This is a genomic window from Acidisoma sp. C75, from assembly GCF_054665095.1.
In genome coordinates, this window is the sequence record NZ_BAAFHD010000011.1 from 1 (window position 1) to 25,664 (window position 25,664).

At 66.6% G+C, this 25,664-nt stretch carries 23 protein-coding genes and 2 pseudogenes; 9 read left to right on the plus strand and 16 right to left on the minus strand.

Annotation, left to right across the window (positions count from 1 at the left end; translation table 11 throughout):
* Together ACYQ7X_RS14625 and ACYQ7X_RS14630 are read right to left on the minus strand one after the other, a co-directional pair.
* Window positions 1-148, minus strand: a 148-nt coding sequence (locus ACYQ7X_RS14625) for a helix-turn-helix domain-containing protein (RefSeq protein ID WP_459697952.1), incomplete at its 3' end; no start/stop codon positions are given.
* Between the two features lie 105 nt (window positions 149-253).
* Window positions 254-799, minus strand: a complete 546-nt coding sequence (locus ACYQ7X_RS14630; RefSeq protein ID WP_459697799.1) for a hypothetical protein — start codon at window positions 797-799, stop codon at window positions 254-256.
* A 238-nt stretch (window positions 800-1,037) separates the two neighbouring features.
* On the opposite strand from ACYQ7X_RS14630, the gene ACYQ7X_RS14635 reads away from it, so the two are divergent.
* The 7 genes and pseudogenes from ACYQ7X_RS14635 to ACYQ7X_RS14665 all read left to right on the plus strand — a co-directional run bounded on the left by ACYQ7X_RS14635 (window position 1,038) and on the right by ACYQ7X_RS14665 (window position 8,549).
* The gene (locus ACYQ7X_RS14635) at window positions 1,038-2,105 is read left to right on the plus strand and encodes a DNA sulfur modification protein DndB (protein ID WP_459697800.1); all 1,068 of its coding nucleotides are present in this window, start codon (window positions 1,038-1,040) and stop codon (window positions 2,103-2,105) included.
* Window positions 2,102-2,416, plus strand: a complete 315-nt coding sequence (locus ACYQ7X_RS14640; RefSeq protein ID WP_459697801.1) for a hypothetical protein — start codon at window positions 2,102-2,104, stop codon at window positions 2,414-2,416. Before ACYQ7X_RS14635 ends, ACYQ7X_RS14640 begins: the two co-directional genes overlap by 4 nt.
* Window positions 2,417-2,838: 422 nt before the next feature.
* Window positions 2,839-3,361 (plus strand): annotated as a pseudogene (locus ACYQ7X_RS14645) (IS630 family transposase); the annotation flags it as partial.
* Between the two features lie 254 nt (window positions 3,362-3,615).
* Window positions 3,616-4,605, plus strand: a complete 990-nt coding sequence (locus ACYQ7X_RS14650) for an efflux RND transporter periplasmic adaptor subunit (RefSeq protein ID WP_459697802.1) — start codon at window positions 3,616-3,618, stop codon at window positions 4,603-4,605.
* On the plus strand, window positions 4,602-6,326 hold the full coding sequence (locus tag ACYQ7X_RS14655; protein ID WP_459697803.1) for an ATP-binding cassette domain-containing protein: 1,725 nt from the start codon (window positions 4,602-4,604) through the stop codon (window positions 6,324-6,326). The genes ACYQ7X_RS14650 and ACYQ7X_RS14655 overlap by 4 nt, the downstream gene beginning before the upstream one ends.
* Complete coding sequence (locus ACYQ7X_RS14660; protein WP_459697804.1) at window positions 6,323-7,447, plus strand: ABC transporter permease; 1,125 nt, start codon at window positions 6,323-6,325, stop codon at window positions 7,445-7,447. The genes ACYQ7X_RS14655 and ACYQ7X_RS14660 overlap by 4 nt, the downstream gene beginning before the upstream one ends.
* Window position 7,448: 1 nt before the next feature.
* Window positions 7,449-8,549 (plus strand): ABC transporter permease, encoded by a 1,101-nt coding sequence (locus ACYQ7X_RS14665; RefSeq protein ID WP_459697805.1) that lies wholly within the window; start codon window positions 7,449-7,451, stop codon window positions 8,547-8,549.
* Window positions 8,550-8,554: 5 nt separating this feature from the next.
* On the opposite strand, the gene ACYQ7X_RS14670 is transcribed toward ACYQ7X_RS14665, so the two are convergent.
* The 4 genes and pseudogenes from ACYQ7X_RS14670 to ACYQ7X_RS14685 form a co-directional block, all read right to left on the minus strand.
* Window positions 8,555-9,532 (minus strand): zinc-dependent alcohol dehydrogenase family protein, encoded by a 978-nt coding sequence (locus ACYQ7X_RS14670; RefSeq protein WP_459697953.1) that lies wholly within the window; start codon window positions 9,530-9,532, stop codon window positions 8,555-8,557.
* Between the two features lie 30 nt (window positions 9,533-9,562).
* Entirely contained in the window at window positions 9,563-10,954 is a 1,392-nt protein-coding gene (locus ACYQ7X_RS14675; RefSeq protein ID WP_459697806.1) for an NAD-dependent succinate-semialdehyde dehydrogenase, read from the minus strand.
* Window positions 10,955-10,994: 40 nt separating this feature from the next.
* A pseudogene (locus ACYQ7X_RS14680) lies at window positions 10,995-11,177 on the minus strand (NAD(P)(+) transhydrogenase (Re/Si-specific) subunit beta); the annotation flags it as partial.
* Window positions 11,178-11,387 carry a hypothetical protein gene (locus ACYQ7X_RS14685; protein ID WP_459697807.1) on the minus strand — a complete coding sequence of 70 codons (210 nt, stop codon included), beginning with the start codon at window positions 11,385-11,387 and terminating at the stop codon, window positions 11,178-11,180.
* 769 nt (window positions 11,388-12,156) lie between these two features.
* Here ACYQ7X_RS14685 and ACYQ7X_RS14690 point away from each other — a divergent pair.
* Window positions 12,157-12,723 carry a CheR family methyltransferase gene (locus tag ACYQ7X_RS14690; RefSeq protein ID WP_459697809.1) on the plus strand — a complete coding sequence of 189 codons (567 nt, stop codon included), beginning with the start codon at window positions 12,157-12,159 and terminating at the stop codon, window positions 12,721-12,723.
* Here ACYQ7X_RS14690 and ACYQ7X_RS14695 read toward each other — a convergent pair.
* Entirely contained in the window at window positions 12,623-13,423 is an 801-nt protein-coding gene (locus ACYQ7X_RS14695; protein WP_459697810.1) for a hypothetical protein, read from the minus strand. The genes ACYQ7X_RS14690 and ACYQ7X_RS14695 overlap by 101 nt on opposite strands.
* Window positions 13,424-13,920: 497 nt before the next feature.
* Here ACYQ7X_RS14695 and ACYQ7X_RS14700 point away from each other — a divergent pair, with 497 nt between their 5' ends.
* Window positions 13,921-15,183 (plus strand): porin, encoded by a 1,263-nt coding sequence (locus ACYQ7X_RS14700; RefSeq protein WP_459697811.1) that lies wholly within the window; start codon window positions 13,921-13,923, stop codon window positions 15,181-15,183.
* A gap of 147 nt (window positions 15,184-15,330) precedes the next feature.
* Here the strand turns inward: ACYQ7X_RS14700 and ACYQ7X_RS14705 are convergent, their stop codons facing one another.
* The 9 genes from ACYQ7X_RS14705 to ACYQ7X_RS14745 all read right to left on the minus strand — a co-directional run bounded on the left by ACYQ7X_RS14705 (window position 15,331) and on the right by ACYQ7X_RS14745 (window position 25,588).
* Entirely contained in the window at window positions 15,331-16,581 is a 1,251-nt protein-coding gene (locus ACYQ7X_RS14705; protein ID WP_459697812.1) for an MFS transporter, read from the minus strand.
* Between the two features lie 21 nt (window positions 16,582-16,602).
* Window positions 16,603-17,865, minus strand: a complete 1,263-nt coding sequence (locus ACYQ7X_RS14710) for an arsenic transporter (protein ID WP_459697813.1) — start codon at window positions 17,863-17,865, stop codon at window positions 16,603-16,605.
* Between the two features lie 40 nt (window positions 17,866-17,905).
* A complete protein-coding gene (locus tag ACYQ7X_RS14715; RefSeq protein ID WP_459697814.1) occupies window positions 17,906-19,000 on the minus strand; it encodes a metallophosphoesterase family protein in 1,095 nt (364 codons plus the stop codon).
* Between the two features lie 203 nt (window positions 19,001-19,203).
* On the minus strand, window positions 19,204-19,962 hold the full coding sequence (locus ACYQ7X_RS14720; protein ID WP_459697815.1) for a hypothetical protein: 759 nt from the start codon (window positions 19,960-19,962) through the stop codon (window positions 19,204-19,206).
* 143 nt (window positions 19,963-20,105) lie between these two features.
* Window positions 20,106-21,440, minus strand: a complete 1,335-nt coding sequence (locus ACYQ7X_RS14725) for a sigma-54-dependent transcriptional regulator (protein WP_459697816.1) — start codon at window positions 21,438-21,440, stop codon at window positions 20,106-20,108.
* On the minus strand, window positions 21,418-22,935 hold the full coding sequence (locus tag ACYQ7X_RS14730; RefSeq protein WP_459697817.1) for a sensor histidine kinase: 1,518 nt from the start codon (window positions 22,933-22,935) through the stop codon (window positions 21,418-21,420). The genes ACYQ7X_RS14725 and ACYQ7X_RS14730 overlap by 23 nt, the downstream gene beginning before the upstream one ends.
* Window positions 22,936-23,000: 65 nt before the next feature.
* Entirely contained in the window at window positions 23,001-23,783 is a 783-nt protein-coding gene (locus ACYQ7X_RS14735; RefSeq protein ID WP_459697818.1) for an RNA methyltransferase, read from the minus strand.
* On the minus strand, window positions 23,780-25,147 hold the full coding sequence (cysS, locus tag ACYQ7X_RS14740) for a cysteine--tRNA ligase (protein ID WP_459697820.1): 1,368 nt from the start codon (window positions 25,145-25,147) through the stop codon (window positions 23,780-23,782). Before cysS ends, ACYQ7X_RS14735 begins: the two co-directional genes overlap by 4 nt.
* Before the next feature lie 132 nt (window positions 25,148-25,279).
* Window positions 25,280-25,588, minus strand: coding sequence for a hypothetical protein (locus tag ACYQ7X_RS14745; RefSeq protein ID WP_459697821.1), 309 nt, complete (start codon window positions 25,586-25,588; stop codon window positions 25,280-25,282).
* Window positions 25,589-25,664: the final 76 nt, after the last annotated feature.

The following is a 25,664-nucleotide window of genomic DNA, read 5'->3' on the forward strand; positions in this document are numbered from 1 at the left end:
ACCGGTCCGAGAGCGCCGTGACACCCTCTTCCTTGTAGCGGCCGAGGATCTTGTAACCCGTTTTGCGCGAGATGCCGGCTTCCCAGCAAAGATCGCTCATGCTCTCCCCTTCAAGGAGCCGGGCAATCAAACGCAGGCGCTCGTCCATAACCGAACACTCTTCCACGGCATCGACACCTCCTGGGCGGGCTCGCCAGCCAAGAAGGTGTCACCCATGTGTCCGGAACAACCTGTCACCTATGTCTCAGAACGCTCAAACAGAACTGCGAACGCCGGGCGTAACCGGCTTTACGCCGGCCGCGGCGGCCAGGGTTCGCAGCAACTCGCCCTTTGATCCCGTGATCCGCACCTCGCGATCCGCGACCTCGACGCGCTGGGCGAGTGCGCGCAGGTGGTCGCGGCGGTAGCCGCCGCCGGGGAGGCGGATGCGCTCGCGGGCTTTTTGGGCGAAGGCGGCAACATGGGCGGGTGTGATCGTCGCGCCGGTGCCGTCGGCGGCCTGGCTGGCGCGCTGCGCGTCGGCCTGAGCCTGGTCGCGAGTGGCCTTCAGCTCAACGACCCGTTCCTTCAGCGCCGGATCGCCCAGGTCGGCCACGCCGCTTTCGATCGCGTCATAGAGGCGCCTCAGCCGCGCGTCGGCCTCGGCAGCGCGTTTGTTGAGTTCGGCGATATGTGTGCGGCGGCGCTCGGCCCGCTCCTGCCTTCGGTCGACAACGGCGGCGAGGATTTCCTCCAACCGTTCGGGGTCCGGCAGGCGCCGCTCCAGATGGCCGGCCACAAGGTCGTTCAGCTTCTCCATCCGGATCGACCGACCCTTGCAGCCGGTCTCGCCCTGCCAGGCGGCGATGGCATGACGATGCCGCTTGAAGACGGGGGCTTGGCAGCTCCTTCCGCCAACTGGCGCAGCTCTCGGCCTTCTTCGTAGGAGCTCTATTGACAATCAAGGCGAGCTCTAGGATATTCCGCTATAGAGCTGCACGCCAAGGAAGAGCGAGCTGTTCGCTCTAGAGGTAGCGAGCTCTACGGAGATCAGATCGATGCAAATTCCTGTGCCTTTGCCAGCGATGCGGGGAAAGATGGGCTCCCGCACCTACTATTCCGTCATGATGCCGCTTAACGCCGTACCGCAGTTCTTCAAGTTCACCGACTGGAGCGGGATGCTGCCCGAAGACCGCGAGCAGCGTGTTCTGGTCGAGAAGCGGATTCCGGAGTTGGCCAGTTACATCACCGAAAACGAGGACGACTATTTGTTCTCGTCGATTACCGCATCATACAAGTCTGAGCCTGTGTTTGAGCCGTACACGCCCGATAGCAATATCGGGACCCTGACGCTGCACCTAGGCGACGAATTGATCATCAATGACGGTCAGCACCGCTGCGCCGGTATCGTCCGTGCGCTAAAGAACGGTAGCGAAGCCCTCAAGAGTCACACGCTATCGGTCCTGCTGTTCCCCTGGGAAAATACGGACCGCGTGCAGCAGATGTTCTCGGACCTCAACCGATTTGTACAGAAGACCTCGAAGTCTCTGGATATTCTGTATGACAAACGCGATGACGTCGCCGCTGCCACGCTGATGATGATCGAGAAGGTTCCGGCCTTCAAAGAGCTGACCGAAAAAGAAAAGGTCTCGCTCGAATCCAAGTCCACCAAGCTGTTCACCCTGGCGGCGCTGTATGATGCCAATGTCGAGCTGCTGAAGGGCTACAGCAACAACGATATTTCGACCAATGCCGGCCTGTTGACTGACTACTGGACGGAAGTTGCCGAGCACATGCCCGACTGGGGCAAGGTGCTGAAGGGTCAGAAGTTGGCGGTCGAGCTGCGACAGGAGAAAATTGCGTCGCATTCCACCGTACTGCGCGCGTTGGGTGGGCTGGGGGTCGATCTGATGGCGTCGGGCGACTGGAAGAGCCGCTTGACCCCGCTTGAGGATATCGACTGGTCGAAGAAGAATTCTGAGTGGGAGAATATCTGCATCGTCGCCAACTCGGTCGTGTCGAACAGGCAGGCACGGCAGGCAACCAAGGCGTTCATCAAGTCGAAGCTGGGCATTAGCCTAACGGATGGCGAGAAGAACTCCCTCACCGTGAAGGCCGCAGCATGAGCCGGCGGGCACAACCAAGCGGTATCACACTGAGCACAGCTGATGCCGCGCTCATCAAGGGGATGCTGCGTCGCGGTGATCGTCAGCACGACATCGCCGCGTGGTTCGGCGTCAATGGTGGCCGGGTGGCCGAGATCGCGGTGGGCGCGCGGTTTGCGGAAGTCCAGGCTGCAAGCGCGGCGGACCTTCCGCCGCGCGGGCCTTACCCGAAAGCGGCACAGGCACTTGCTGCAATCGAGTCCTTGACGTTGGCTAAGAGCGCCTTGGCTGCGGCTGAAAACACTATCCGGCATCTCGTCGAACACCGGTAAGTTGGTCGAAGAGGGAGGAGGGCTGACCCCTCTTCCCTTTTTCGTATCGGCGCTGCCAGAAGGACGTGCGATTCAAGGTAGGGCTATGGCGTAGACATAGTGCTCATCATCGTCGGCCGTGGCCCGCCAATTTTCCCTTCTAAACGGTTGATTATACTCGAATATTCTTCCTCTTAGAGTCTGTCGGTTTTGGACTGAATCGGATTTTGTGTTCCGCGACGCGGCGCTGATGTGATTCAAGATTGCGGCTGGTGAGGAGGCCAGCGGCGATGGCGAAGCCTCTGTCTCTGGACCTGCGGGTGAGGATAGCCGCGGCCCTGGCCGAGGGCTTGACGGTGCGGGCTGCGGCGAAAAGGTTTGACGTTTCGGTGGCAAGCGCCGTTCGGATGGGCCAGTTGGCGAGGTCCGCCCGAGGACTGGCGGCACGGCTCGTTTTTATTGATGAGACCTGGGTCAAGACGAACATGACACGCACGCGCGGATGGAGCCTGCGCGGCACGCCGCTGATCGCCAAGGTTCCTCGCGGCCATTGGAAGACGCTGACATTCCTGGCCGGGCTTCGGCATGACCGCATCGTCGCGCCCTGCGTCATCGACGGCCCGATCAACGGCATATCCTTCACCGCCTGGGTGGCCCATTTCTTGGCGCCAACCCTGAGCCCGGGGGATATCGTCATCGCTGATAATCTCGGCAGCCATAAGGGCCAGCCTGCACGACAGCTTATCCGGTCCGCCGGCGCCAGGCTTTTCTTCCTGCCACCCTACAGCCCCGACCTCAATCCGATCGAGATGATGTTCGCCAAGCTCAAGACGCTTCTGCGAAAGGCCGACGAGCGATCCGTCGAAGGCAATATGGCGAAGGGTCGGCTCACTCCTCGACGCTTTCTCCTCAGAAGAGTGCTCCGCATACCTCCGCCACGCAGGCTATGATCTAATTAAAACCTGACAGACTCTAATGCATCAGGAGGTCTCCACTTTTCCGAGGCAAGTCCAGTCCGGATTCAGCGCTGATCGGCCGGTTCTGACGGGAAGGTCAACCTGACCAGAAGTTTCCCCACTCCCTCCGAAGCTTGGCACCACCCGGAGGACGGAAGAAATCCGCCTTGCGCTGCATCAAGGTTTGCCATCCTCGGCCAGGATAGGGTTTCGCCATCGGGTGGATGGGAAGTGCCGGATGGATGCTGATCATAAGGCTTGGGGATGAACCGCCGGGTCGCGCTGGGGGGCATCGCTCTTCTTGCTGTGGTCGGCGTTGGCTGGTGGGCGGCTGCGCGCTATTGGCCCCAGGCGCCGCAAGACCGCATCTTCGGCAATGTCGAAATCCGCCAAGTCGACCTTGCCTTCAACGCCGAGGGCCGGGTCGAGACCATGGCTAGCAACGAGGGTGATGCGGTCGCGGCAGGCCAGGTGATCGCGCAGCTTGATGATGCGAGCTATCGCAGCGCGGTTGATCTGACCACGGCGCGGCGGGACGCCGCCCAGGCGGCGCTCGACAAGCTGCTGCACGGCACGCGGATCGAGGATATCGACCAGGCACGGGCCAATCTCGCCGCAGCCCAGGCGACGCTTGCCAATGCCCAGGTCAGTTTCCAGCGGCAGGCGACCTTGGTGAAGACCTCCGCCTCGCCGCGCCAGGCCTATGATGATGCCAAACGCGCGCTGGACACGGCAACGGCGTCGGTCGCGCAGACCCAGGCGGCGCTGGACGAGGCGATTAAAGGCCCACGGATCGAGGATATCGACGCCGCGCGGGCTAATCTCAAGCAAAGCGAGGCGTCGCTCGATCTCACCCGCATCGAACTCGCGCGTACGCAATTGCAGGCGCCGGCGGCGGGCATCGTGATGACGCGGGTGATCGAGCCCGGAACCGTCGTGCTGCCCGGTTCCATCGTCTATTCCATCGCGCTGACCAGCGAGGTCTGGGTGCGGGCCTTTGTGCCGGAGCCGATGCTGGGGCGCGTCGCGCCGGGAACGGAGGTGACGATCCTGACCGATGGTGCGCCTCCCGGCCAGTATCGCGGCCGCATCGGCTATGTTTCGCCGCAGGCGGAGTTCACGCCCAAAACCGTGGAAACGCCGGAGCTGCGCAGCCAGCTCGTCTATCGTCTGCGCATCCGCGTCACCGACCCCAATGCCGGCATCCGCCAGGGCCAGCCGGTGACGATTGTTCTGCCCAAGGCCGGGGGATGAGCACGGCTCTGGCGGAGATCGCCGATCTTCAGCACCGCTTCGGCGCGCGGGTCGCGCTGGCCGGTATTTCGGCCAAGATCCAGGCCGGGGCTATCACCGGGCTGATCGGACCGGACGGCGCCGGTAAAACGACGCTGCTGCGGCTGCTGGCCGGGCTGCTGCTGCCGAGCGCGGGGCGCGTCTGCGTCTTCGGGCATGATATGAGCCGGGAGGCGGCGCTCGCCCATCCCGATATTGGCTATATGCCGCAGCGTTTCGGCCTGTACGAGGATCTCACGGTTGCCGAGAACCTCCATCTCTTCGCCGATCTGCATGGGCTGTCCACGGCCCTGCGGGCCGAGCGGATGGCGCGGCTGCTTCGCTTCACGGGCCTCGCACCCTTCACGGCGCGCCTCGCGGGCAAGCTTTCGGGTGGCATGAAGCAGAAGCTCGGCCTTGCCTGCGCGCTGCTCAGCCGCCCCCGGCTGCTGCTGCTGGACGAGCCCTCCGTCGGCGTTGATCCCGCGTCCCGCCGGGAGCTTTGGGCGATCGTCAGCGCCATGCTGCGTGAAAGCGAGGGCGCGATGGGGGTGGTTTGGGCGACCGCCTATCTGGATGAGGCCGCCCGTTGCGACAGCGTGCTGTTGCTGCACGAGGGTGCGTTGATCGCCGCCATGCCGCCAGCGGAATTCACCGCCCCGCTCGTGGGACGGGTTTTTCGTCTCTCGGTTTCGGCCGCGCGGCGCCGTGCCGTGGCCGCGCAGCTGAGGCAGGAGACGGGGGTGCTGGATGCGGTGCTGGAGGGAGACGGCGTCCGCCTGGTTCTGAAATCCGGCGTGGCGGCGCCGGATGTCGCATCGCTTGGTGCTGCGGCGATCGAACCCCTAGCACCACGTTTTGAGGATGCGTTCGTCGCCCGCCTGCCGGCGCGTGGGGCCCCGCCGCCGCAGCCGGTGCTGGCGCGCGGAGCGACGCGGCGCACAGGACCGGTGATCGAGGTGCGGGATCTGGTGCGGCGCTTCGGCGGCTTCACGGCCGTCGATGATGTCAGCTTCACGGTCGCGCCCGGCGAAATCTTTGGATTGCTCGGGCCGAATGGCGCCGGCAAATCGACGATCTTTCGCATGCTCTGCGGTCTCTTGCGCCCAAGCGGCGGGGAGGCGCGGGTCGCGGGCCAGGATCTGGCCCGCGCGGCGGCGGCGGCGCGCGCCCGCATCGGCTATATGGCGCAACGCTTTTCCCTCTACGCCGAGTTGACGGTTGCCGAAAACCTTCGCTTCTTCGCCCGGGTCTATGGCTTGCGCGGTGCCGCGGGCGCGGCGGCGGTTTCGGGCGCGCTCAGCCGTTTCGAGCTTGAAGCCGTGGCCGATGCCGTCTCGGGCGCTTTGCCGCTGGGCATCAAGCAGCGTCTGGCGCTCGCCGCCGCCCTGCTGCATGAGCCCGATATTCTGTTCCTGGACGAGCCGACCTCCGGCGTCGATCCGCTGACCCGGCGGGATTTCTGGACGCGCATCGGGGCACTCGCCGAAGCCGGGGTCGCGGTGCTCGTCACCAGCCATTTCATGGACGAGGCGGAATATTGCGACCGGCTGGGCATTGTCACTGACGGGCGCATGATCGCGACCGACACGCCGGGCGCGCTGCGCCGGCGTGTGCGGACCGCAGGCCTGCCTGATCCGACGCTGGAGGATGCCTTTATCGCCATCGTGGCGGCGGCGGGCGCGAAGGCGGCGGCCGCATGATCGCCTGGCTTCGTATGCGCGGGCTGGTGAGCAAGGAGATCCGCCAGATCCTGCGCGATCCCTCCGCCATCCTCATCGCCTTTCTGCTGCCGGTGGTGCTGCTGGTGGTCAACGGTTTCGGCATCTCGCTCGATGCCAGCCACATGCGCGTGGCCGTGGTTGCGACCGCACCGGAGGAAGTTGTGCGCGGGCTCATCCAATCCCTCGCCGCCTCGCCCTATCTCGATCCGCGCCGCATGCCCGATGTGCGGACCGCCGAATCGGCGCTGGATGACGGATCGGTGCTCGGCATTCTCGTGCTGCGGGAGGATTTCACCCAGCGCCTGCAGAATTCCCGCCGCTGGCCGGCGCAGGCGCAGCTTATCGCCAAAGGCACCGATCCCAATTCTGCCCGCATCCTGGAGGGCTATGTCGGCGGTGCGCTCACCACCTGGGCAGAGGATCGCGGCACCGAGCGGCGGACGCTTCTCCCAGGTGGCATCAGCCTGCAATCCCGCTACTGGTTCAACCCGGCACTCCGCTCCGCGGATGCCATCGTGCCCGGCGTCATTGCGCTTGTGATGACCATGACGGGCACACTGCTCACCGCCCTGGTCGTGGCGCGGGAATGGGAGCGCGGCACGATGGAGAGCATGCTCGCTTCGCCCGCGACCATGGTTGAAATCGTCACGGCCAAACTCGGTACCTATTTCGTGCTCGGCATGGCCAGCATGGCGATGTCAATTCTGCTCTCCATCCTGCTGTTCGATTTGCCCTTTCGCGGCGGGCTGCTGCCGTTGGCAGCGGCGGGGGCGTTGTTCCTGCTCTTCACCCTCGGCCTCGGGCTGTTCATTTCGACCCTTGCGCGCAACCAGTTCGTCGCGGCGCAGATCGCCTTCATTACCACGATGCTGCCCTGCATGATGCTCTCCGGCATGCTCTTCGACATCGCCTCCATGCCAAGCTGGTTGCAGATCGCGACTTTCGCGGTGCCCGCGCGCTATCTCGTCTCGATCCTGCAAACGCTGGTGCTGGCAGGGAATGTCTGGCCCGTGCTGCTGCCCAACATGCTCTGCCTGGCGATCGCGGCCATGGTGACGATTGGTGCGACGCTCGCCGTGACCCGCCGCCGGCTCGATTGACATGCTGAACCGCATCCTCGCGCTCATCGTCAAGGAACTCATGGGCCTCTGGAAGGACCGCAAGACACGCTTCGTGATCCTGGTGCCGCCGCTGGTGCAGGTTCTCGTCTTCGCCTATGCGGCGACCTACGATGTGAAACACGTGCCGCTGGGCATCTGGAACGAGGATGGCGGCGCGCAGGCTTCCGAACTCGTCCGCCGCTTCGCGGGCTCCCCGGCCTTCCTGCCGGCAGCCCTGATCGAGAGCCCGGAGGAGGCCGCGCGCGCGCTCGATTCCCGTCGCGTCGCCGCCGTGCTGCACATCCCGCAGCGTTTCTCGGCCGATGTCCTGGCGCGCCGGCCGGCCGTGGTGCAGCTGCTGATCGACGGCCGCCGTTCCAATACCGCGCTGCTGATCAATGGCTATGCGACCACCATTCTGGCGGAGGCTGCGTCAGACTTCGGCGGCGGGCAGACGGCGCCCATCACCCTGGTGGTGCGGGACTGGTTCAACCCGACACTGGAGAGCCAGTGGTTCATTCTGCCCGGCCTCATCGCCGTGCTGTCCCTGCTCATGGCCATGCTCGTCTCCTCCCTGTCGCTGGCGCGGGAGCGTGAACTCGGCACGCTCGAACAGCTTCTGGTGACACCGCTGAGGCCCTTCGAGATTCTCGTCGGCAAGGCCATCCCCGGCATGGTTGTCGGCTTCATCAACGCCAATATCGTCGTGCTCGCGGCACTCTTCTGGTTTCGGGTGCCGCTGCAGGGCAGCCTCCTGCTGCTCGAAGCCATGCTGCTGCTCTATATGGTCACGGGCGGGGCGATCGGGCTTGTCATCTCCGCGCTGACCGCGACCCAGCAGCAGGCGATGCTCGGCGTCTTCGTCATCGCCTCGCCCATGGTTGTGCTGTCCGGCTTCGCTGCGCCGGTTGCCAATATGCCGGTGGCGGCCGAGCTTATCGGCCGGCTGGACCCGATCCGCTGGATGCTGGTCATCACCCGCGGCATCTTTCTACAGGATATGGCGCCGGCGCTGGCGCTGCAGGCGGCGCTGCCGATCGCGCTCCTCGGCCTCTGCGTCTTTCTGCTTGCCTGGGCGACCGTGCGCCGCGCCGTGGGCTGAGCCGGTCAGCCGGGCACCAGAACCGCCGCGCCATCGAAGCGGCCGGCGCGCAGGTCTTCCAGCGCCTGGTTGGCGTCGCGCAGCGCATAGGTCGTGGTCTGCGTCCGGATGCCGATGCGCGGGGCGAGGGCGAGGAAATCGAGCCCGTCCTGCCGGGTGAGATTGGCGACTGACATCAGCTGCCGCTCACCCCAGAGCAGGGCATAGGGCAAGCGCGGAATGTCGCTCATATGGATGCCGGCGCAGACCACGCGGCCACCCTTGGCCACGGCGCCGAGGGCGGCGGGCACCAGGCTGCCGACGGGCGCGAAGATGATCGCGGCATCGAGTGTTTCTGGCGGCATCTCATCCGATCCGCCGGCCCAGACGGCGCCGAGGCAGCGCGCGAAATCCTGCGTTGTGCGGTCCCCCGGGCTGGTGAAGGCATAGACCGCGCGGCCCTGCCAGATCGCGACCTGGGCAATGATATGGGCGGCGGCGCCAAAGCCGTAGAGGCCGAGCCGCTTGGCCTCGCCTGCCATGCCGAGCGAGCGCCAGCCGATCAGCCCGGCGCAGAGCAGCGGGGCCAGGGCCACGTCCGCGCCTTCCTCGCCGAGCGGGAAGGCGAAGCGGGCATCGGCGACGGTCGCCGTCGCGAAGCCGCCATTGCGGGTGAAGCCGGTGAACGCCGGCGCATCGCAGAGATTTTCGCGCAGGCTTCGGCAATAGGGGCAATGGCCGCAGGCATGGCCGAGCCAGGGAATGCCGACGCGCTGGCCGAGCCGCAGATCCGTCACACCCGCGCCGAGCGCATCGATACGACCGACGATTTCATGCCCGGGGATGATCGGTAGATGCGGATCGGGCAGATCGCCGTCCACCACATGCAGATCGGTCCGGCAGACGCCGCAGGCCAGGATCCGCACCCGGATTTCGCCGGGTCCGGGTTCAGGATCGGGAAGTTCCGTCCATTCGAGAGGCTGGCGGAGCGCCTTCAGCACCATGGCCTGCACGCGGCTTGCTCCCCAGTGTCGTTAGAACGGCGCGTCGATATCGACGACGTCGATCAGCTTGTGATTGACGAATTCCTTGAGGCCGAGACCGAGGAGTTCGCGACCATAGCCCGAGCGGCGGACGCCACCGAAGGGCAGGTCAGCCTTGACCATGGTCGGGTGGTTGACGAAGACCATACCGGTGGAAATCTTCGCCGCCACTGCGGCACCCCGCTTGGTGTCCTTGGTGAAGACGGAGCCGCCGAGGCCGAAGGGGCTGTCATTGGCGATGCGCACCGCGTCCGCCTCGTCCTTCGCGCGGAACAGCATGGAGACCGGGCCGAAGAACTCCCAGTAGCGGGCGGGATTATCCTCGCCGATTTCGGTCAGGATCGTGGGTTGGACGAAGGCGCCCTGGTTCGGCACCGGCGGCCCCACTTCCTCGGCGCGGGCGCCATGGGCCACTGCCTCGCGGATCTTCTTCTTCAGGTCGTCAGCCGCCGCCTGGGAGGAGAGCGGTGCGAGCGTTGTTTCCGCATCGAAGGGATCGCCCGCCTTCAGACCGGCGACGCCCTGCTTGTACTGGGCCAGGAAGGTATCATAGACCGCGTCCACGATGATCATGCGCTTGGAGGAAACGCAGACCTGGCCGCCGTTCCAATGGCGCCCGAAGACCGCCCATTTCACGGTCTTCTCCATCTCGGCATCGGCCAGCACGACGAAGGCATCGGCGCCGCCAAGCTCCATGGTGGATTTCTTGAGCGCCTTTCCTGCCTGCGCGGCAATAACAGCGCCCGCATCCTCGGACCCCGTCAGAGCCACGCCATGCACGCGCGGATCGTTGAGGATCATCTCCACCTGGCCGCGCGTTGCATAGAGGTTCTGGAAAGCGCCGGCGGGCAGACCGGCTTCCCGCATGAGCTTTTCGAAGGCCGCCGCGCTCTGCGGCACATTGGACGCATGCTTCAGCAGCATCGTGTTGCCGGCCGAAAGCTGTGGCGCGATGATGCGGGCGATCTGGTAATAGGGAAAGTTCCAGGGCTCGATGGCGAGCAACACGCCAAGCGGCTCGCAGACCAGCATCGCCTCGCCTTCCGCCGGGTCGGCCACGGGCAGCTTCTCGGGCTGCAGCAGCCTTTCGGCATTCTTGGCGTAATAGTCGAGGATATCGGCGGAAAGCGCGACCTCGGCACGAGCCTCCGTGAAGAGCTTGCCCATTTCGAGGGTGAGCAGGCGGGCATAGTCATCGGTCTTCGCACGCAGCAATTCGGCGGCGCGGTGCATGATGGCGGCGCGATGGGCAATGCTGGTCTCCCGCCAGGCGAGAAAGGCCTCATGCGCCTTGGTGATCGCCTGCGTGACCTCGTCGTCAGTCGCATCCGGGAAAGTCTGGACGACCTCGCCGGTGAAAGGATTGATGCTCGCATATGTCATTGTTCTGTTCCGTCCTGGAGGTTGTTGATGGCCCGGCGGTTCAACCGCCGAACTCCTTCATGGCCTGGACCATTCGGGTCAGAACCGCCCGCGCATCGCCGTACACCATGTTGCAGTTGTCGGCGTAGAAGAGGAGGTTCTCGACCCCGGCATAGCCTTTCCCCTAGCCGCGCTTGATCACTTACACCTGGTGGGCGCGATCGACATTGAGGATCGGCATCCCCTAGATGGGGGCGATGCGGATATCAGCTTCGATCTTTTGCAGGTGCAGAGACGTGCTGGGCGCGACGGCTGAACGCTGCTCTCCCGATTGCGTTTCCTTCAGGACGGCAAGGACGAAAGCCATCATCTTGTCTGACCTTTCGGTGAAGCAATCGGGCGATGACCTGCAAACAGTAGGCCGCACCGCCGATGTGGCCTTGATCAGGATCAAGGTCCGAGCCTGGAAATGAGAGATGACTGCCGGCCGCTGGCTCACTTGTTCGTGAGATGGGGCGGGAGCCGTGAGGAGCTCTCCACTTTTCCGAGGCAAGTTCAAAGCGGCCCGCCGGGATTGGGCGGATGGCGACAGGCGGTGCTTCTGGCCTGTCACACGCGAGCATGGGGATGGTTCGGTCCAAGGCACCGTCTGGCGCCACCGAGACGCCGAGATGGAACTTCTAATGCGGTCACGATCCGTCTCCTCCGATGACGGAATAGGAGGAACTGCCTGTCCGGCTTTGGATCATGCACGAAATCCGCGCCAATCAGGGCGCAATGCGCGATGAAGCGTGGTGTGACGGTTTTGGGGGAGAGGCGCAGGAGGCACGCTGCTCGGTAGCTTGCGAGCTTCGCCACGGCATGGCGAATCTCCCCCTGCTCGCCATGGCAGCCGTTGTAGCCGCAACTCTGCTCGTTGCGCTCTGGGTTGGGCCGACGACTGGCTGTTTGGCTACCGCCTGCGCTTGAGCTACCGCGGGGGCGACGCAGAGCATCAGAAGAGCACGCAAGCAGCTCACTCGTATGGTCAGTAACTCCGCCCAAGAGCAGAAAACGTTGCCAGGTCGAGACGTGCGGATGTGTCAAGTGACGTTTCTATTGATCGGACGGAGGCCGCTGCGGACTCTCCGAAATTTCGGAGGAGAGTCGGGGCTCAGGTCAACTGGCATACAGCCAAGGAGAAGGGTGGGCTCATCACCCAGCAGGATCCGGGCGAGGTCGCCTTGGGCGGCATGCCGAGAAACGCCATCGTGACAGGCGCGGCCGATCTCATTCCGCCCTTGACCAGCATGCCCGATCCTCTGCCTAGCGTCCGCCGCCGGATGGCGCTCTCGCGTGCGGCGGTGGCCGCTGACCAGAAGCCCAGCACCACCGACTGGCTGCCCGCGATCATCGAACGCCCTCGGAAGAAGACCGCGCCCGACGTCAGCCTCTACAAGGAGGGCAGGTTGTGCCACCGCATCGAGCGGCGCATGGCGATGGCCTCGACCGAGAGCGGCGATATCGAGCGGTATCTCGATCTCGTCAAAGCGGTCGAGAAGGGGCTTGAGCGTCTCGACTTTCTCAGCGCCAAGACACTTCCGGATCTGGTGCGCGGCCACTCCATCGACCAGCCGCCGCGCAGCTGGATCGCCGGATGCAGCACCGGGGAGGAAACCTATGCGCTGGCGATCCTGTCGCAAGAGGAGATCACGGCGGCGCGCGGTCAGTCGTGCGACGCGCGCCCGACCCCTCCACCACCTGGATCAGGCCACCGGCGGTGTGCTTTGCGCTGTGACCCGCGGCGATGATTCGCCGCCGCATAATATCGGCGATCTCCTCGCTGACGAGCGGCTCGGCTGTCACCTCCTCGTCCGCGCAGTGGCGGAAGAGCGCGCCGGAGGTCGGGCCGGCGGCCTCGATCCACAAGCGGAGATGCGAGACTGGCGTGAGCGGCCGGTCGTCGATGAGGGTGATGACCGACGCCCCCCGTGCCGTGTGGGAGCGGAAGCGGCCGAGCTGGATCAAGGCGGAGCTTCGCTCCAGCCGCACTTGCGCTGGGGTTAAGCGGGCGAGTTCGAGGAGGCGGAAGGCGGCCGCGGCGTGGAGTGCAATCAGCGCCCGGTCCCGCAGGGCGGTCACGTCATCCTCTGCTGTCTGTTCGAGCACTTCCTGCCAAAGGTCGACGGTCCGCTTCGTCCGGCTGCGGCGCGGGGCTTGGCTGGGTGGACGCAGAAGAAGCTCGCGAATGGCCTTTGCCTCATGATGCGCGAGAGGCGGCGGCACACCCGCTTTGCGATGCATGTAGCTGATTGCCGAGACACGACGGTTCAGCGTGGCGACGCCGGATCCAGCGTCCATCTCCCATTTAAGGAAATGCGCGATATCCACCGGATGCGCTGGCAATTCCGGCCGTCTGTTCTCTGCGCACCACTGGCCGAAGCGTAGCCAGTCATACTGGTATATCTGCTCGGTCGATGAGGAGACGGAGGAATACTCCTCGCTCTCCAATTGCCCACGCAAATGAGAAAGTCCAGCCTCTCGAACGTAAGTATTCAAAGGCAACCTCCGGCAGACGCTGGATGAGCGGGCGCCATTCGGGCTCCGAATGATATCAATCAGATTTTGCTTGATTTAGGTTGCCAGCGACACGTTCAAACGCGAACGAGGACAGCGGCATTCTTGCTGAGGCACGGCGTAGTCTGAAACGGTATGACCGAGGGATATATCGCCTTGCAGTGCAGCAATCAAGATGTCTCTCATCGGCATCTCAGCGCCGGCTCTCGTGCCGAAAGCCACATGAGACGCTCGGAGATTCCCCGAGAACCCTCGGGTTGTGGAAGCTGTTGCGGTAATGCCACGCCTCTCGGCGTGGTATATTGGCCACGTCATGGATCGGTCGTATCGCCGGTGTGTGGTTTCTGTTGATACGGCTGTTGTGTGGAATACACAGTCGCCCTGCGAGAAGAATTTCGCAGCCAGATATTTTGCAATAGGATGACATTACGATGAAAAAATTGCTGATGGTGACCAGCGCCATCACGCTCTGCACCGTTGCGGCTGGTGCCGCCTCGGCACAAACCGCCGCACCGGGCAGCGTGACGGTTCGTCTCAATGGTCGAGTCAACTGGTATGCTGGCGTCGAATCCTCAAGCCTCGACAACATCGCCGGCACCAAGACGTCCACCGACAGCTTCTACGGCTATATGCGCCTCTATCCGGGCTTTGACGGCGTTGCCGCGAACGGCCTGCATTACGGCGCGGCTACCCAGATCCGTAACGACTGGGGTTCCAGCGCCAGCAGCAACACCCTCTATGTCTTCCAGGCCTATGGCTACCTCGGCCTTCCTCAGCTCGGCCAGGTCAGCTTCGGCCAGCAGAACGGCCCGATCACTTTGTTCGAGACCGGCACCTTCGAAGGCTTCAACGATGGCGGCTGGTGGGGCGATCTTCCCGTGATCGTTCCGAACAACGCGGAGCCCGTCTATCCCTTCGTCGATAACAGCAGCTTTGACCAGACCACGAACAAGGTCGTCTATCTCTCGCCGACGATGAGCGGCTTCCAGTTCGCGGTGGGCTTCACGCCGAACCAGACGGCAGCCAACTATGCCCCGGCCCAGACCTCTGTCACCACCGCCGTTCCTGGCGGCACCCCGCGCAACCTGATCGACGTTGGTGGCCAGTACACCCAAACCTTCGGGGGCTTCGGCGTCCAGCTCGGCGCCGACTACAACTATGCGGGCCAAGTGAGCGGCACCGGCACGCAGAGCCACAGCTACACCACGCCGAGCGGCTACAAGAACCTGAACATGTTCTCCGGCGGCGCGACGGTCAGCTATGCCGGCGTTACCGTCGGCGGCAATGTCGTCTATGGTGCGTTCAATCAGGTCTCCGGCTATACCTTCGAGCTGGAGCCGAACGGTGGCCAGGCGGCAGTCGGCTGGCTCGCGGGCGCGCAGTATACGGCCGGTCCCGTCACTGTGGGCGCGAGCTACTTCCAGTTCGATACGACGGGTGACTTGCCCGGCGGTATCGATGCGGGCTCTGGCGCCACCATCACCGCCGACGGCCTGACCACCGGCCAGCAATCCAACATCGGCTTCGCGGCTGGCGCTACCTATACTCTGCTGCCCGGCGTCAACCTCTTCGTGGACTATGATTGGGGCCAGCGCCACCAGGGCGGCTTTGACTTCGCGACCAACATGGCGGGCACCCAGAACAACAACACGCGGGCGCAGCTCTTCGGCGTCGGCACCCAGATCCAGTGGTGAGATGAAGCCGGCGGAAGGGTGGCGCATGCCACCCTTCTTCGCCCCAGTTCTCGGCGCGCAACTGCGATGGTGATCGCAAGCTTGGTGCTTCGCGCTGAGATCGGTGCTTGCGCAACTTCCCCTCGCGGCCTCGTCTGAGGTCGCGAGCTAGGCGCGCGCCGCGAGGTTGCCCGCCGGGTGGCCGCCGCCGCAGGCCGGCTTCAGCCAGGATGCGGTGGCAATCCAGATCGCGAGTGAGACGAGCGCGAAGGAGCCAAGAATGGCGAAGGTGATGCGGTAGCCGATGCCTTCCGCGATCCAGCCGCCGATCATCGGGCTGAGCGCGGCGCCGAGCCCTTGCACGGTCATCACCGCGCCCTGGCCGACATTGACGCGGCCGGTGCCGTTCAGCAGCCGGGCGACGAGCCCGGGCACCGCCACGCTTTGCAGCCCGGCACCCACGCCATCCAGCGCCTGCACCGGGAAGACCCCCCAATCCACCACCAGGAAGGACGCGACGAGCCCGCGGATCGGCAGCGCGACGAAGGTAATGAGCAGGATCCACCAATAGCCCTGCCGCTCCGCCATGCGCATCGCGACGATGGAGGCGAGGATCATTACCGCCTGCGCGACCGCGATGGTTTCGGCGACGAAGATGGTCGGGTTGCCGGGATGGGCCGAGACCACCGCCATGCCGTACATCGGCAGCAGCGCGCCGTTGCCGAGATGGAAGCAACCGAGGCAGGCCGCGAGAATGAGGAGCGGCCGGTTCTGCAACAGCACCCGCAAGCCGCTCGCCTTTTCCTTGCCCGCCGTACTTTCCTTCATGCCGCGCGCGGCATCATCGTCGATCGCGTCGCGGGGAATGAGGAAGACGGAGATGATCGAGAGCACCGCGAAAGCGACCGCGAGCCAGAACACCATCGCGAAGCCGAAACGCCAGCCGAGATAGCCGGAAAGGATCGCGCCGACCATATTGCCGGCATGGTTGAAGGCCTGGTTGCGCCCGTTCTGGTGCGGAAAGCCGACCTGGCGGACGATGCCGAGCGTCATGCCGGCAACCGCCGGGCCGATCGCGGCGCCAGCCACGGCGGTCGCTATTTGCGAAATCGCGATCACCCAGAAATTCTGCGAGACCAGGATGAGGAGGGAGGCGAGCACGGCGCAGGCGCCGGGAATCGCGACATAGAAGCGCTTGCGCTTGCTTGCATCCACCATCGCCCCGAAAGGCGCGGTCATGATCATGCCGGCGACACCGCCGAGCGTCATCACCGTGCCGATCGGCCCGCTCTGCCAATGATGCGCGAGCAGAAAGACGCCGAGGAAGGGGCCGATGCCGGCCTGCATATCGGCCATGAAGAAGTTCAGCGCTTCGAGCGGCATGAGAACGCGCCGGCCGGCACTGCAGAGGGGTTGCATGATCGGGAAGCCTCCGCGCGCTCAGAACAGGAAGGCGGCGGCGAGGGAGAGGATGAGCGCGAGCGGCATCATCAACAGGCCGAGCTTCAGGAAGGCCCAGGCGCCGACCCGCAACCCCTCGCGCCGCAGCGCGGTGAGCCAGAGGATGGTGGCGAGCGAGCCGGTGACCGAGAGGTTCGGCCCGAGATCGACTCCGATGAGCACCGCCGAGCGCACATGCTCTGTCACCTGAGCGATCTGCACCACGCGCCCGGCGACGAGGCCGACCGGCAGGTTGTTGGCAAGGTTGCAGACGAGCGCGAGGACGATGCCGGAGACCCAGGCGGCGAGCATGGCCGAATGCTGCACGAGATGGTGCAGCAGATCCGCGATATCCTTTGTCACTCCTGTCTTCTGCAAGGCCTGCACGAGGACGAAGAGCCCGGCGACCAGCGGCAGCACGCCCCAGGAGACATGGCGGATCACCTGCATCGGGCCTGAGCGCGCGCGCAGGCAGACGAGGGTCGCGGTTGCGACGCCGGCGAGGAAGGTCGGCAGGCCGAGCTGGATATCGAGCGCCGAAGACACAAGCAGAACGACTGCGGTGGCGACGATGCCGATCGCCGCGGTGGTGCCGCCTGCGGAAAGTTCGGGCACGGTGATGTCGGCGGAGATCTCCTGCCTCAACGCGCCGGACTGCGTCCATCGCAGCACGCCGTAGGTCACGAGGATCGAGAGCAGCGAGGGCAGGCTGTATTGCGCGAGCCAGTGCAGCAGCGGCGGCATGTGGCTGCCATAGATCACGAGGTTCGCGGGGTTCGAGATCGGCAGCACGAAGCTCGCGGCATTGGCGACGAAGGCGCAGATGAAGAGGTAGGGCAGCGCCTCCCGCGCGCGGGCGGCTTTAACGACAGCGGCGACCGCCGGGGTCAGCACCACCGCCGTCGCGTCGTTCGACAGGAAGATGGTGACGATCGTGCCGACGCCATAGACGAGGGCGAAGAGGCGGGTCGCCGATCCTTGGGCGAGCCGGGCGGCGTGTGCCGCCAGCCAGTCGAACAGGCCTTCCTGCCGGGCAAGCTCCGCCAGCAGCATCATGCCGATGAGGAAGAGATAGACATCGGTGCCATGCGCGATGCCCGTGAGCGCGTCCGACAGCGGCAGCAGGCCGAGGATGACGAGCAGGACCGCGCCGCTCACCGCCCAGATGAATTCGGGCCAGGCGAAGGGGCGGGTGATAACGCCGGCGGTGGCGGCTGCGGCAATGCCCCAGACGGCCCAAGGGGAAGCGGCGAGCGCGCCCATCAGCCTCTTGCCCCCGGTGAAGCCAGGTCTCGCATCGCGCTCACCATTTCCGCCCGTTGCGATTGGGGCCAAGCTGGGTATCGAACAGCCCCTTGGGGGCCCAGGCGCCGATCCGGTCCCGGTCGCTGCCATCGGCCGCGCGTGGCGGCGGCGCGCCGTGCCGCCTGGGTTCGATGGTATCCTCGTCCTGTCGCCCCTCGGCATCGCGCACCCGCACGCGCAGCTCGGCCGGCGCCGCGCGCGGCAGCGGCGCTTCCCAAAGGGTCTGATCCTCGGCAGAGCGGGTCATCGCCTGCCACGGCCCACCATCGGCCGCGTATTCGACCGTGGCGAGCTTCGCATCGGCAAGCACCTTGGCGCGGAGGACGGCCGGGCTCGCGTCTTCCCCCGCCGCATCGGGGCGGAGGCGATGATCGGCAGGGCTGGTGATCAGCACGAAGGGCCAGGCATCCGCCAGCGGCTTGAAGCGCCAGCTCACCGCGCCGCCATCGAGTGCCGCGATAGAGAAGCCGACCGGCCCTTCCTCGATCTGGCCGGTCGAGCGGGTCGCCATGAAGACCGTGCGGCCGTCATGGGCGAGTTCGTTGTAATGGGTGTGGCCCATATCGACGCAGCGCACATGCGGCGCCGCCAGCAACGCGTTGAGGCGGGAGGCGCCGGCCTTCAGATCGGCCGGATAGGTGTGCATGAAGACGGCGACCGTCTCGCCCGCCGCGGCGGCGGCGGCAATCTCCCCCTCGATCCAGTCGAGCTGATCGTCCCCGAGGCGGAAATCCGGACCGCCGCTGCCGGCCGACACCACATCCAGAAACAGGCAGCGCGTGCCGTGCAGGCTGGCCGCGTAGGGCAGCGGCCGGGCGCCGAGCACGCGGTAGAAGGCATCGAGGTTGCGGGGCGTGTAATCATGATCGCCGGGCAGGATATGCACGGGCACGCGAAGCGGTGCCAGCGCGCGGCGCGCCATCTCGAACTGCGCGGCTTCCCCGTCATCGGCATTGTCGCCCGGCAGCAGCACGAAATCGATTGCGCCCTGCGGCAGCCTGCCGATGGCGGCGACGATGCCCTGCAGATCGCGGTGGTTCTGTTCCAGCGGGTCGGTCAGATGCAGGTCGCCGATATGAAGCCAGGTGAGCATGCCGTTTCTGTTCCGTTATCTTCGCGGTGACGGGGTGAGGGTGAGAGGAGGAATGAGCGTGAGGAGCGTGATGATGGCGGCGGCGGCCTTGCGGCCCGGCGCGTGGAGAGAGCACGCGCCGGGCCTTTGCGCCAGCAGTTGGCCCGTGGTTGCGAAAAGTGAACCCCGGGCGCGCCGCTGCCATTCCTGCCGCAGGCTGCGGGTTATTGCGCCGGCGGAGCCCCGGGCGGAGCTGCAGGCGGCGGGGGCGGATTGCCGTCAGCCGCCGGGCCACCGGGCGGCGGCGGCGGTTCCATCGCGATCGGCTGCAGCGCGCCATCGGCTGGCCCGATCGCGGTCGCGGCGATCACCCGGCCGGCATCGGCGGTGATTTCGTTTCCGGAAACGGAAATCGCCGTGCCGGTGGTGAGCAGTGCTGCGAAGCGCTCAGCGGCCGGCGGCGGCATATGCACGATGGTGCCGTTAGCGAGCAGCACGCCGTTGACCTCGCCGCGCGGGCCGTGCAGCGGCATCTTGACGGTATCGTGAAGCTGCACGCTGTTGCCAGCGAGCGCCGGCGGCGGCCCGGGCGGATGGTGCGGCTTGCGCGGGCGCGGCGGCGGCCCGCCCGGCCCGGCATCGACGATGGTCTGCCCCGTCCTGTCATCGGTGACCGACATCGCTTCGACCAGCGGGAGGACGCGGGCGCGCAGCCCATGGATCGTCACGCTGTCGCCGGCCTTGATCGCCTGGCGCAGCTGCGGCCCGAGATGCGGCGGCACATGCACTTCCGTACCGTCGGTCAGGATCAGCCCATCGACATCGCCGCGAGGTGAGAGGTCGTATTGCGCGACGACGCCGTGGATCGTCGGCATCTGGGCGGGGTCGAAGACGCTCTGCGGGGTCGCGGCGAAGGCCGGGGCGGCGGCGAGGCCGAGGAGCAGGGGCGAGGCGAGGATGGAGCGCGAAAACCGGTTGGTCATGATCGTTGTTCCTTCTGTCCGGGCGATGCCGGTGGCAGAGACAGCGCAACTCCCGTGCCAAGCCCCAGTGCATTGAATTCCCTGCAAAGTCCAGCGCTCTCCTGGCCAAGCCCCGTCCGCTTGGCGGACGCGCCCGTCCGCAATCACGACGGGTCGAGGCCGTAGCGGCGGATCTTGGTGTGCAGCAACTGCCGGTGGATGCCGAGCGCTCGCGCCGCCTCGGATCGGTTGCCCTGCGCGGCCGCCAAGGCGCGCTCGATCATCGCCGCTTCCAGCCGGCTGATGGCGGTCGGAAGATCGCCGCTCAGCCAGTCCGGCGCCGCTGTGCCGGCCGCGCCCGGCACGCGCAGGAAATCGAGATCGGCGGCGGTGATCACCGGGCGGCGGACAAGGGCGGTGACGCGCTGCATCGCATTCTGCAACTCGCGCACATTGCCCGGCCAGCGATAGCCGAGCAGGAAGGCGGCGGCCTCGGGCGTGAGCTGGCGCGGCGGATCGGCGGCGGCGGCGAGGAAGTGGTCGGCGAGCGGAATGATGTCGGCCAGCCGCTCGCGCAGCGGCGGCAGCGTTATCGGCACGACGCTGAGGCGATAGAGCAGATCCTGCCGGAACAGCCCGGCGCCGACGGCGGCCGCCAGATCCCGATGCGAGGCGGCGACGATCCGCACGTCGATCGCGAGCGGCTTGCCGCCCACCGGCGTCACGATGCGTTCCTGCAGCACCCGCAGCAGCTTCGCTTGCATGGCGAGATCCATATCGCCGATTTCGTCGAGGAAGAGGGTGCCGCCATGCGCTTCCCGGAAGGAGCCGAGCCGATCCGCGACCGCCCCGGTGAAGGCGCCGCGCACATGGCCGAAGAGCTGGCTTTCCAGCAATTCGCTCGGGATCGCCGCGCAGTTGACGGCGACGAAGGGCTTGCCGCGGCGGCGGCCATGCCGGTGCAGAGCGCGGGCGACGACCTCCTTGCCGGTACCGGTCTCGCCCGAGATCAGCACCGTCACCTCACTATCGGCCAGCATGCCGATCGCCTTCTGCACCTCGCGCATCGCGGCGGAGGCGCCGACGAGGTCTTCGCTGGCCGCTGAGCGCGCCGCCGGCTCGGCGGGCGCGGGGTGGGCGCCCGGCGCCAGCATGCGGCCGATCAGCGCGAGGAGGCTTTCCCGTCCGATCGGCTTGGTGAGGTGATCGGCCGCGCCAAGGCGCATCGCCTCGATCGTGTTGCTCGCCGTCGCGACCGCGGTGAGGATGGCGACTGGCGGGGCATCGGGCGCCTGGACGATGCGGCCGAGCACCTCCAGCCCGTCCATTCCCGGCATCCGCAGATCGAGCAGCACGGCATCGATCTTGTGCCGGCGGAGGAGGGCGAGCGCCTCGGCCCCGTCGGCGGCGGGGATCGGCCGGTGCCCGGCATCCGCCAAGGCCTCCGCGATGCTGGCGCGGAGGGCTGCGTCATCGTCAACGATCAGGATGGTCGGCATCGTCCACCTGCGGCAGTTCGATGATGAAGGTGGCGCCGGCATCACCTAGGGCCGCGCCCCCCGCTTCCGCTTCCGTCTCCCCCGCGAGGCGGAGCCGGCCGCCATGGGCTTCCACCATCTCGCGCGCGATGGCGAGGCCGAGGCCCGTGCCGTCCGGCCGGCCAGTGGCGAAGGGTTCGAACAGCTGCCCCCGCAGATGCGGGGCGATGCCGGGGCCGCTATCGCCGAGGGTGAGGCGGAGGAGATGCGCCGGCCGCTCGGCATGCAGGCGGATGCGCCCGCCGGCGGGGGTGTGCCGGATGGCGTTGAGCAGGATATTGTCGATCGCGCGGCCGATGAGGCGCGGGTCGAAGCGGGCGGGCCGATCCGCGCCGTCGAGGCTGAGGGTGAGGGTGATGCCGGAGGCGCGCGCCGCCTCCCGGTGCTCGGCGAGCAGACCGTCGAGGAAGGCCGCGAGATCCACCGCCGCGCTCTCGGGCGTCTGCCGCTGCGTCATAGCCAGAAGCTCGGCGATCAGCGCATCCACCCGGCCGATCTGCACGAGGCTCGTCTCAAGCGCGGCGCGCTGGCGGGTGGCGTCGCCGGCCAGGGCGTTTTCGATTCGCAGCCGCATCGCGGCCATCGGGTTGCGGATTTCGTGGGCCACCCCGGCGGCCACCCGGCCGAGGGCCGCGAGCCGTTCCGCCAGGGCCACCTTGGCGGCCATCGCCTCGGCCTGGCGGCGGGCTTGGGCCAGCCGCGCCCCGGCTTCGTTGAGGGCGGCGACGATGCGGTCCAGCTCGCGCTCGCCCGTCAGGGCCATGGCGGGGAGGGCGGCGAGATCATGCTCGCCAAGGCTGGTCTCGATCCGCGCGATATGGCGGCCCCAGACGGAGGTGAGCCAGGTCACCCAGCCGGCGATGCCGAGGACGAGGGAAAAGAGCAGGGCAAGGCCGATGCTCAGCCGGTCGTAGCCTGGGGCGGCCTGCACGCGCGTCATCGTCCAGGCGGTCATGCCGGTATAGGGGCCGGGCAGGGGGCAGGCGGCGAGCAGCAGGGTTTGCGAGCCGGTCACCGTGCGGCGGAGCACGGGCTGCTCGGCCGTCGCGGCATCGCGGTTCACCGCCGCGATCCGGGCTTCTTCGGCGGCGGGGAGATCCGTCTTGGGGCCGGTGCCGGGATAGGTCGGGAAAGCATAGGCGAGGGCGCCGGCGCCCGCCGACCAGATGCCGCCTTCGACACCTGCTTGCCCGGCGAGGGCGGCATTGATGACGGGCACCAGCGCGCGGCCGAAGCGGCGGTCGGCGGGCGCGCTACCGGCCCCGTTCCAGCCGGCGACATAGAAGGCGTATTGGCCGCGGATGAGATCGCAGGCGCGCTGCACCACCGCTTCCGCCCGATCGACCTGGGCGGCGGTGGAGGCGCGGTAGAGCTGGAACAGCAGCAGGCCCACCGCGAGGGAGGCGGCGAAGGTCAACCCCCAGAGCACCCATAGGCGTGAGCGGAGAGAACGCATGCCCCGCTATATGGGCGGATGTCGCGATTGCGCGAGATGCCGCGCCGGCCTCGGCTGGCCTGGCGCTAATCCGCGCGCTGCTTGGCGTGCCGGCCGCGCGCCAGCTCCGTCACCACGCCATGAAGGGTGCGGAGTTCCTGCTCCGTCACCGCGCCGCGCTGGAAGAGATGGCGGATGTTGCGCACCATGCCGGGGCGCTTCTGGGCGTTGCGCAGGAAGCCGCACTCATCCAGTTCGCGGGTGAGGTGGGAGAGGAAGTTCTCAAGCTCGCCCTTGGTCGCAACCCGCGTCTCATTGGTCATCAATTCGCGGGGGCACGCCTCCTCGGCCGCCATCCACCACTCATAGGCCATGACCATGACGGCCTGGGCAAGATTGAGGGACATGAAGGCCGGGTTGAGGGGGTAGCGCACCAGCATGTCGGCATGCGCCATATCGTCGTTTTCGAGGCCCGCGCGTTCCGGCCCGAAGAGGATGCCGGCGCGCAGGCCCATTCCGGTCACGCTGCGGAGTTCGGCCGCGGCGCCGCGCGCGGTGAGGATCGGCTTGATGATATGGCGGGGCCGCGGGCAGGTGGCGGCGACGTGGTGGAGATCGGCCACCGCCTCGGCCACCGTCTCGAACAGTTTGGCCTCTTCCAGGATGCGATCGGCGCCGGACGCCATCCGCCAGGCCCGATCCTGCGGCCAGCCATCCCGCGGGCTCACCAGGCGGAGATGGAAGAGGCCGCCATTGGCCATGCAGCGGGCGACCGCGCCGATATTGTCGGCAAGCTGCGGGCGCACCAGGATGATGGCGGGGCTATTGCCGATGGGGCCGATATCGGCGCCCGCTTCCCGCCCTGTCATGATGCTGCGGGGTCCGCGCGGCGCCAGGTGGTGCCCGTGGCGCCATCTTCCAGCACAATGCCGCGGGCGAGGAGATCGGCGCGGATCGCATCCGCCCGCGCGAAATCCCGCGCGCGGCGCGCGGCCAGCCGATCGGTGATCGCGGCCTCCACGGCGGCGGCATCCACCCCGCCCTGGAACCAGGCCTGCGGCTCGGCCTGCAGAAGCCCGAGCACGCGGCCTGCCGCATGCAGCCCGGCGGCAGCCTCGGCATCGCCGGCAATGGCGCGATCGGCCAGGCCGTGCAGGGCGGCGATCGCGGCGGGGGTATTGAGATCGTCGCAGAGCGCGGCCATCACCGCATCCGGCAGCGGTCCGGGTTCCTCGGCGAAGGCGGGGGCATGGCGCGATAGCGCGCGATAAAAGCGATCCAGCTCGCGTTTCGCCTCGATCAGCGCGCCTTCGGTGAAATCGGCCGCCGCCCGGTAATGGCTGCGCAGAAGGAGGAAACGCACCGCTTCCCCCGGCGCGATATCCAGCACCTCCCGCACCGTGCGGAAATTGCCCAAGGATTTGGACATCTTCTCGCCATTCACCAGCAGCATGCCGTTATGCATCCAGACCCGCGCGAACTGGCTGCCGGGGAAGGCGCAGCAGCTCTGGGCCAACTCGTTCTCATGGTGCGGGAAGATGAGATCGCCGCCGCCGCCGTGAATGTCGAAGTCCTCGCCCAAGTAACGCCAGGACATGGCGGAGCATTCAATGTGCCAGCCCGGCCGGCCGCGCCCCCAGGGGCTCTCCCAACCCGGCATAGCCTCGGGCGAAGGCTTCCACAGCACGAAATCCCCCGGATCGCGCTTATAGGGGGCCACTTCCACCCGGGCGCCGGCGATGAGTTCATCGCGCGAACGGCCGGAGAGATGGCCGTATTGCGGATCCGTGCCGACCGCGAAGAGCACGTGGCCCTCTGCGGCATAGGCATGGCCGCCCTTGATCAGCCGCCCGATGATCTCGATCATCTGCGGGATATTGTCGGTCGCGCGGGGCTCGATATCGGGCGGCAGCGCGCCCAATGCGGCCATATCCTCGTGAAACAGCCGCGTCGTCTCTTCCGTCAGTTCGCCGATCGAAACGCCAAGCTCGGCGGCGCGGGCGATGATCTTGTCCTCCACATCGGTGATGTTGCGGACGTAGGTGACGTGCGGGAAGAGGGTGCGGAGCAGCCGGGCGAGCACGTCGAAGACGACGACGGGCCGCGCATTGCCGAGATGCGCGCGGTCGTAAACGGTCGGGCCGCAGCAATAGAGGCGCACATGCTCGGGGTTGAGCGGGCGGAAGACCTCCTGCCGGCGGGTGAGGCTGTTATGGAGCGAGAGCGCGTGCATCCTGGCTTTCTGCCGGGAGAGCGCGGCGCCGGCAAGCGGTTCGGCCGCAAGGGTGGCAGGCGGGGTGTGGCAGGCGGGGTGCGGCCGGCCAGGTGCGGCCGGCCAGGTGCGGCCGCACCCCGCCTGACGGTGCTAATTGGTATAGACGTAGCCGTACACGTAGCCGCCCGGCGGCGCGGCGGGGGCGTAATAGCCGTACGGCGGTGGCGGCGGCGCGCGCCAATAAGGATCGCGATGCCAATGATCCCAGTGGTGGTGCCAGCCGTGGTGCCAGCCGTCATCATGATGCCAGCCATCGTCGTGATGCCAGCCGTCATGCCAGTCCGCTTGCAGGATGGGCGGGGTGGCGGCTTGCGCCGCGAGCGTCGGCACACCGATGCCGAGCAGCGCCAGCATAAGGGTTGAAGTGAAGAGCCGCATGGCGAAGTCTCCCAAGATCACGCGGCGCCAATCTCGCCCGGTGCCATGGCGGGAAGGTCGCAGCCACATGGCGAAAGCGTGGCCCCCGATCACGATT

Coding starts and splice junctions, on each gene's coding strand:
- ACYQ7X_RS14630 (WP_459697799.1), bottom strand. CDS start 799: ATGGAGAAGCTGAACGACCTTGTGGCCGGCCATCTGGAGCGGCGCCTG.
- ACYQ7X_RS14635 (WP_459697800.1), top strand. CDS start 1,038: ATGCAAATTCCTGTGCCTTTGCCAGCGATGCGGGGAAAGATGGGCTCC.
- ACYQ7X_RS14640 (WP_459697801.1), top strand. CDS start 2,102: ATGAGCCGGCGGGCACAACCAAGCGGTATCACACTGAGCACAGCTGAT.
- ACYQ7X_RS14650 (WP_459697802.1), top strand. CDS start 3,616: ATGAACCGCCGGGTCGCGCTGGGGGGCATCGCTCTTCTTGCTGTGGTC.
- ACYQ7X_RS14655 (WP_459697803.1), top strand. CDS start 4,602: ATGAGCACGGCTCTGGCGGAGATCGCCGATCTTCAGCACCGCTTCGGC.
- ACYQ7X_RS14660 (WP_459697804.1), top strand. CDS start 6,323: ATGATCGCCTGGCTTCGTATGCGCGGGCTGGTGAGCAAGGAGATCCGC.
- ACYQ7X_RS14665 (WP_459697805.1), top strand. CDS start 7,449: ATGCTGAACCGCATCCTCGCGCTCATCGTCAAGGAACTCATGGGCCTC.
- ACYQ7X_RS14670 (WP_459697953.1), bottom strand. CDS start 9,532: ATGGTGCTGAAGGCGCTCCGCCAGCCTCTCGAATGGACGGAACTTCCC.
- ACYQ7X_RS14675 (WP_459697806.1), bottom strand. CDS start 10,954: ATGACATATGCGAGCATCAATCCTTTCACCGGCGAGGTCGTCCAGACT.
- ACYQ7X_RS14700 (WP_459697811.1), top strand. CDS start 13,921: ATGAAAAAATTGCTGATGGTGACCAGCGCCATCACGCTCTGCACCGTT.
- ACYQ7X_RS14705 (WP_459697812.1), bottom strand. CDS start 16,581: ATGCAACCCCTCTGCAGTGCCGGCCGGCGCGTTCTCATGCCGCTCGAA.
- ACYQ7X_RS14710 (WP_459697813.1), bottom strand. CDS start 17,865: ATGGGCGCGCTCGCCGCTTCCCCTTGGGCCGTCTGGGGCATTGCCGCA.
- ACYQ7X_RS14715 (WP_459697814.1), bottom strand. CDS start 19,000: ATGCTCACCTGGCTTCATATCGGCGACCTGCATCTGACCGACCCGCTG.
- ACYQ7X_RS14720 (WP_459697815.1), bottom strand. CDS start 19,962: ATGACCAACCGGTTTTCGCGCTCCATCCTCGCCTCGCCCCTGCTCCTC.
- ACYQ7X_RS14725 (WP_459697816.1), bottom strand. CDS start 21,440: ATGCCGACCATCCTGATCGTTGACGATGACGCAGCCCTCCGCGCCAGC.
- ACYQ7X_RS14730 (WP_459697817.1), bottom strand. CDS start 22,935: ATGCGTTCTCTCCGCTCACGCCTATGGGTGCTCTGGGGGTTGACCTTC.
- ACYQ7X_RS14735 (WP_459697818.1), bottom strand. CDS start 23,783: ATGACAGGGCGGGAAGCGGGCGCCGATATCGGCCCCATCGGCAATAGC.
- cysS (WP_459697820.1), bottom strand. CDS start 25,147: ATGCACGCGCTCTCGCTCCATAACAGCCTCACCCGCCGGCAGGAGGTC.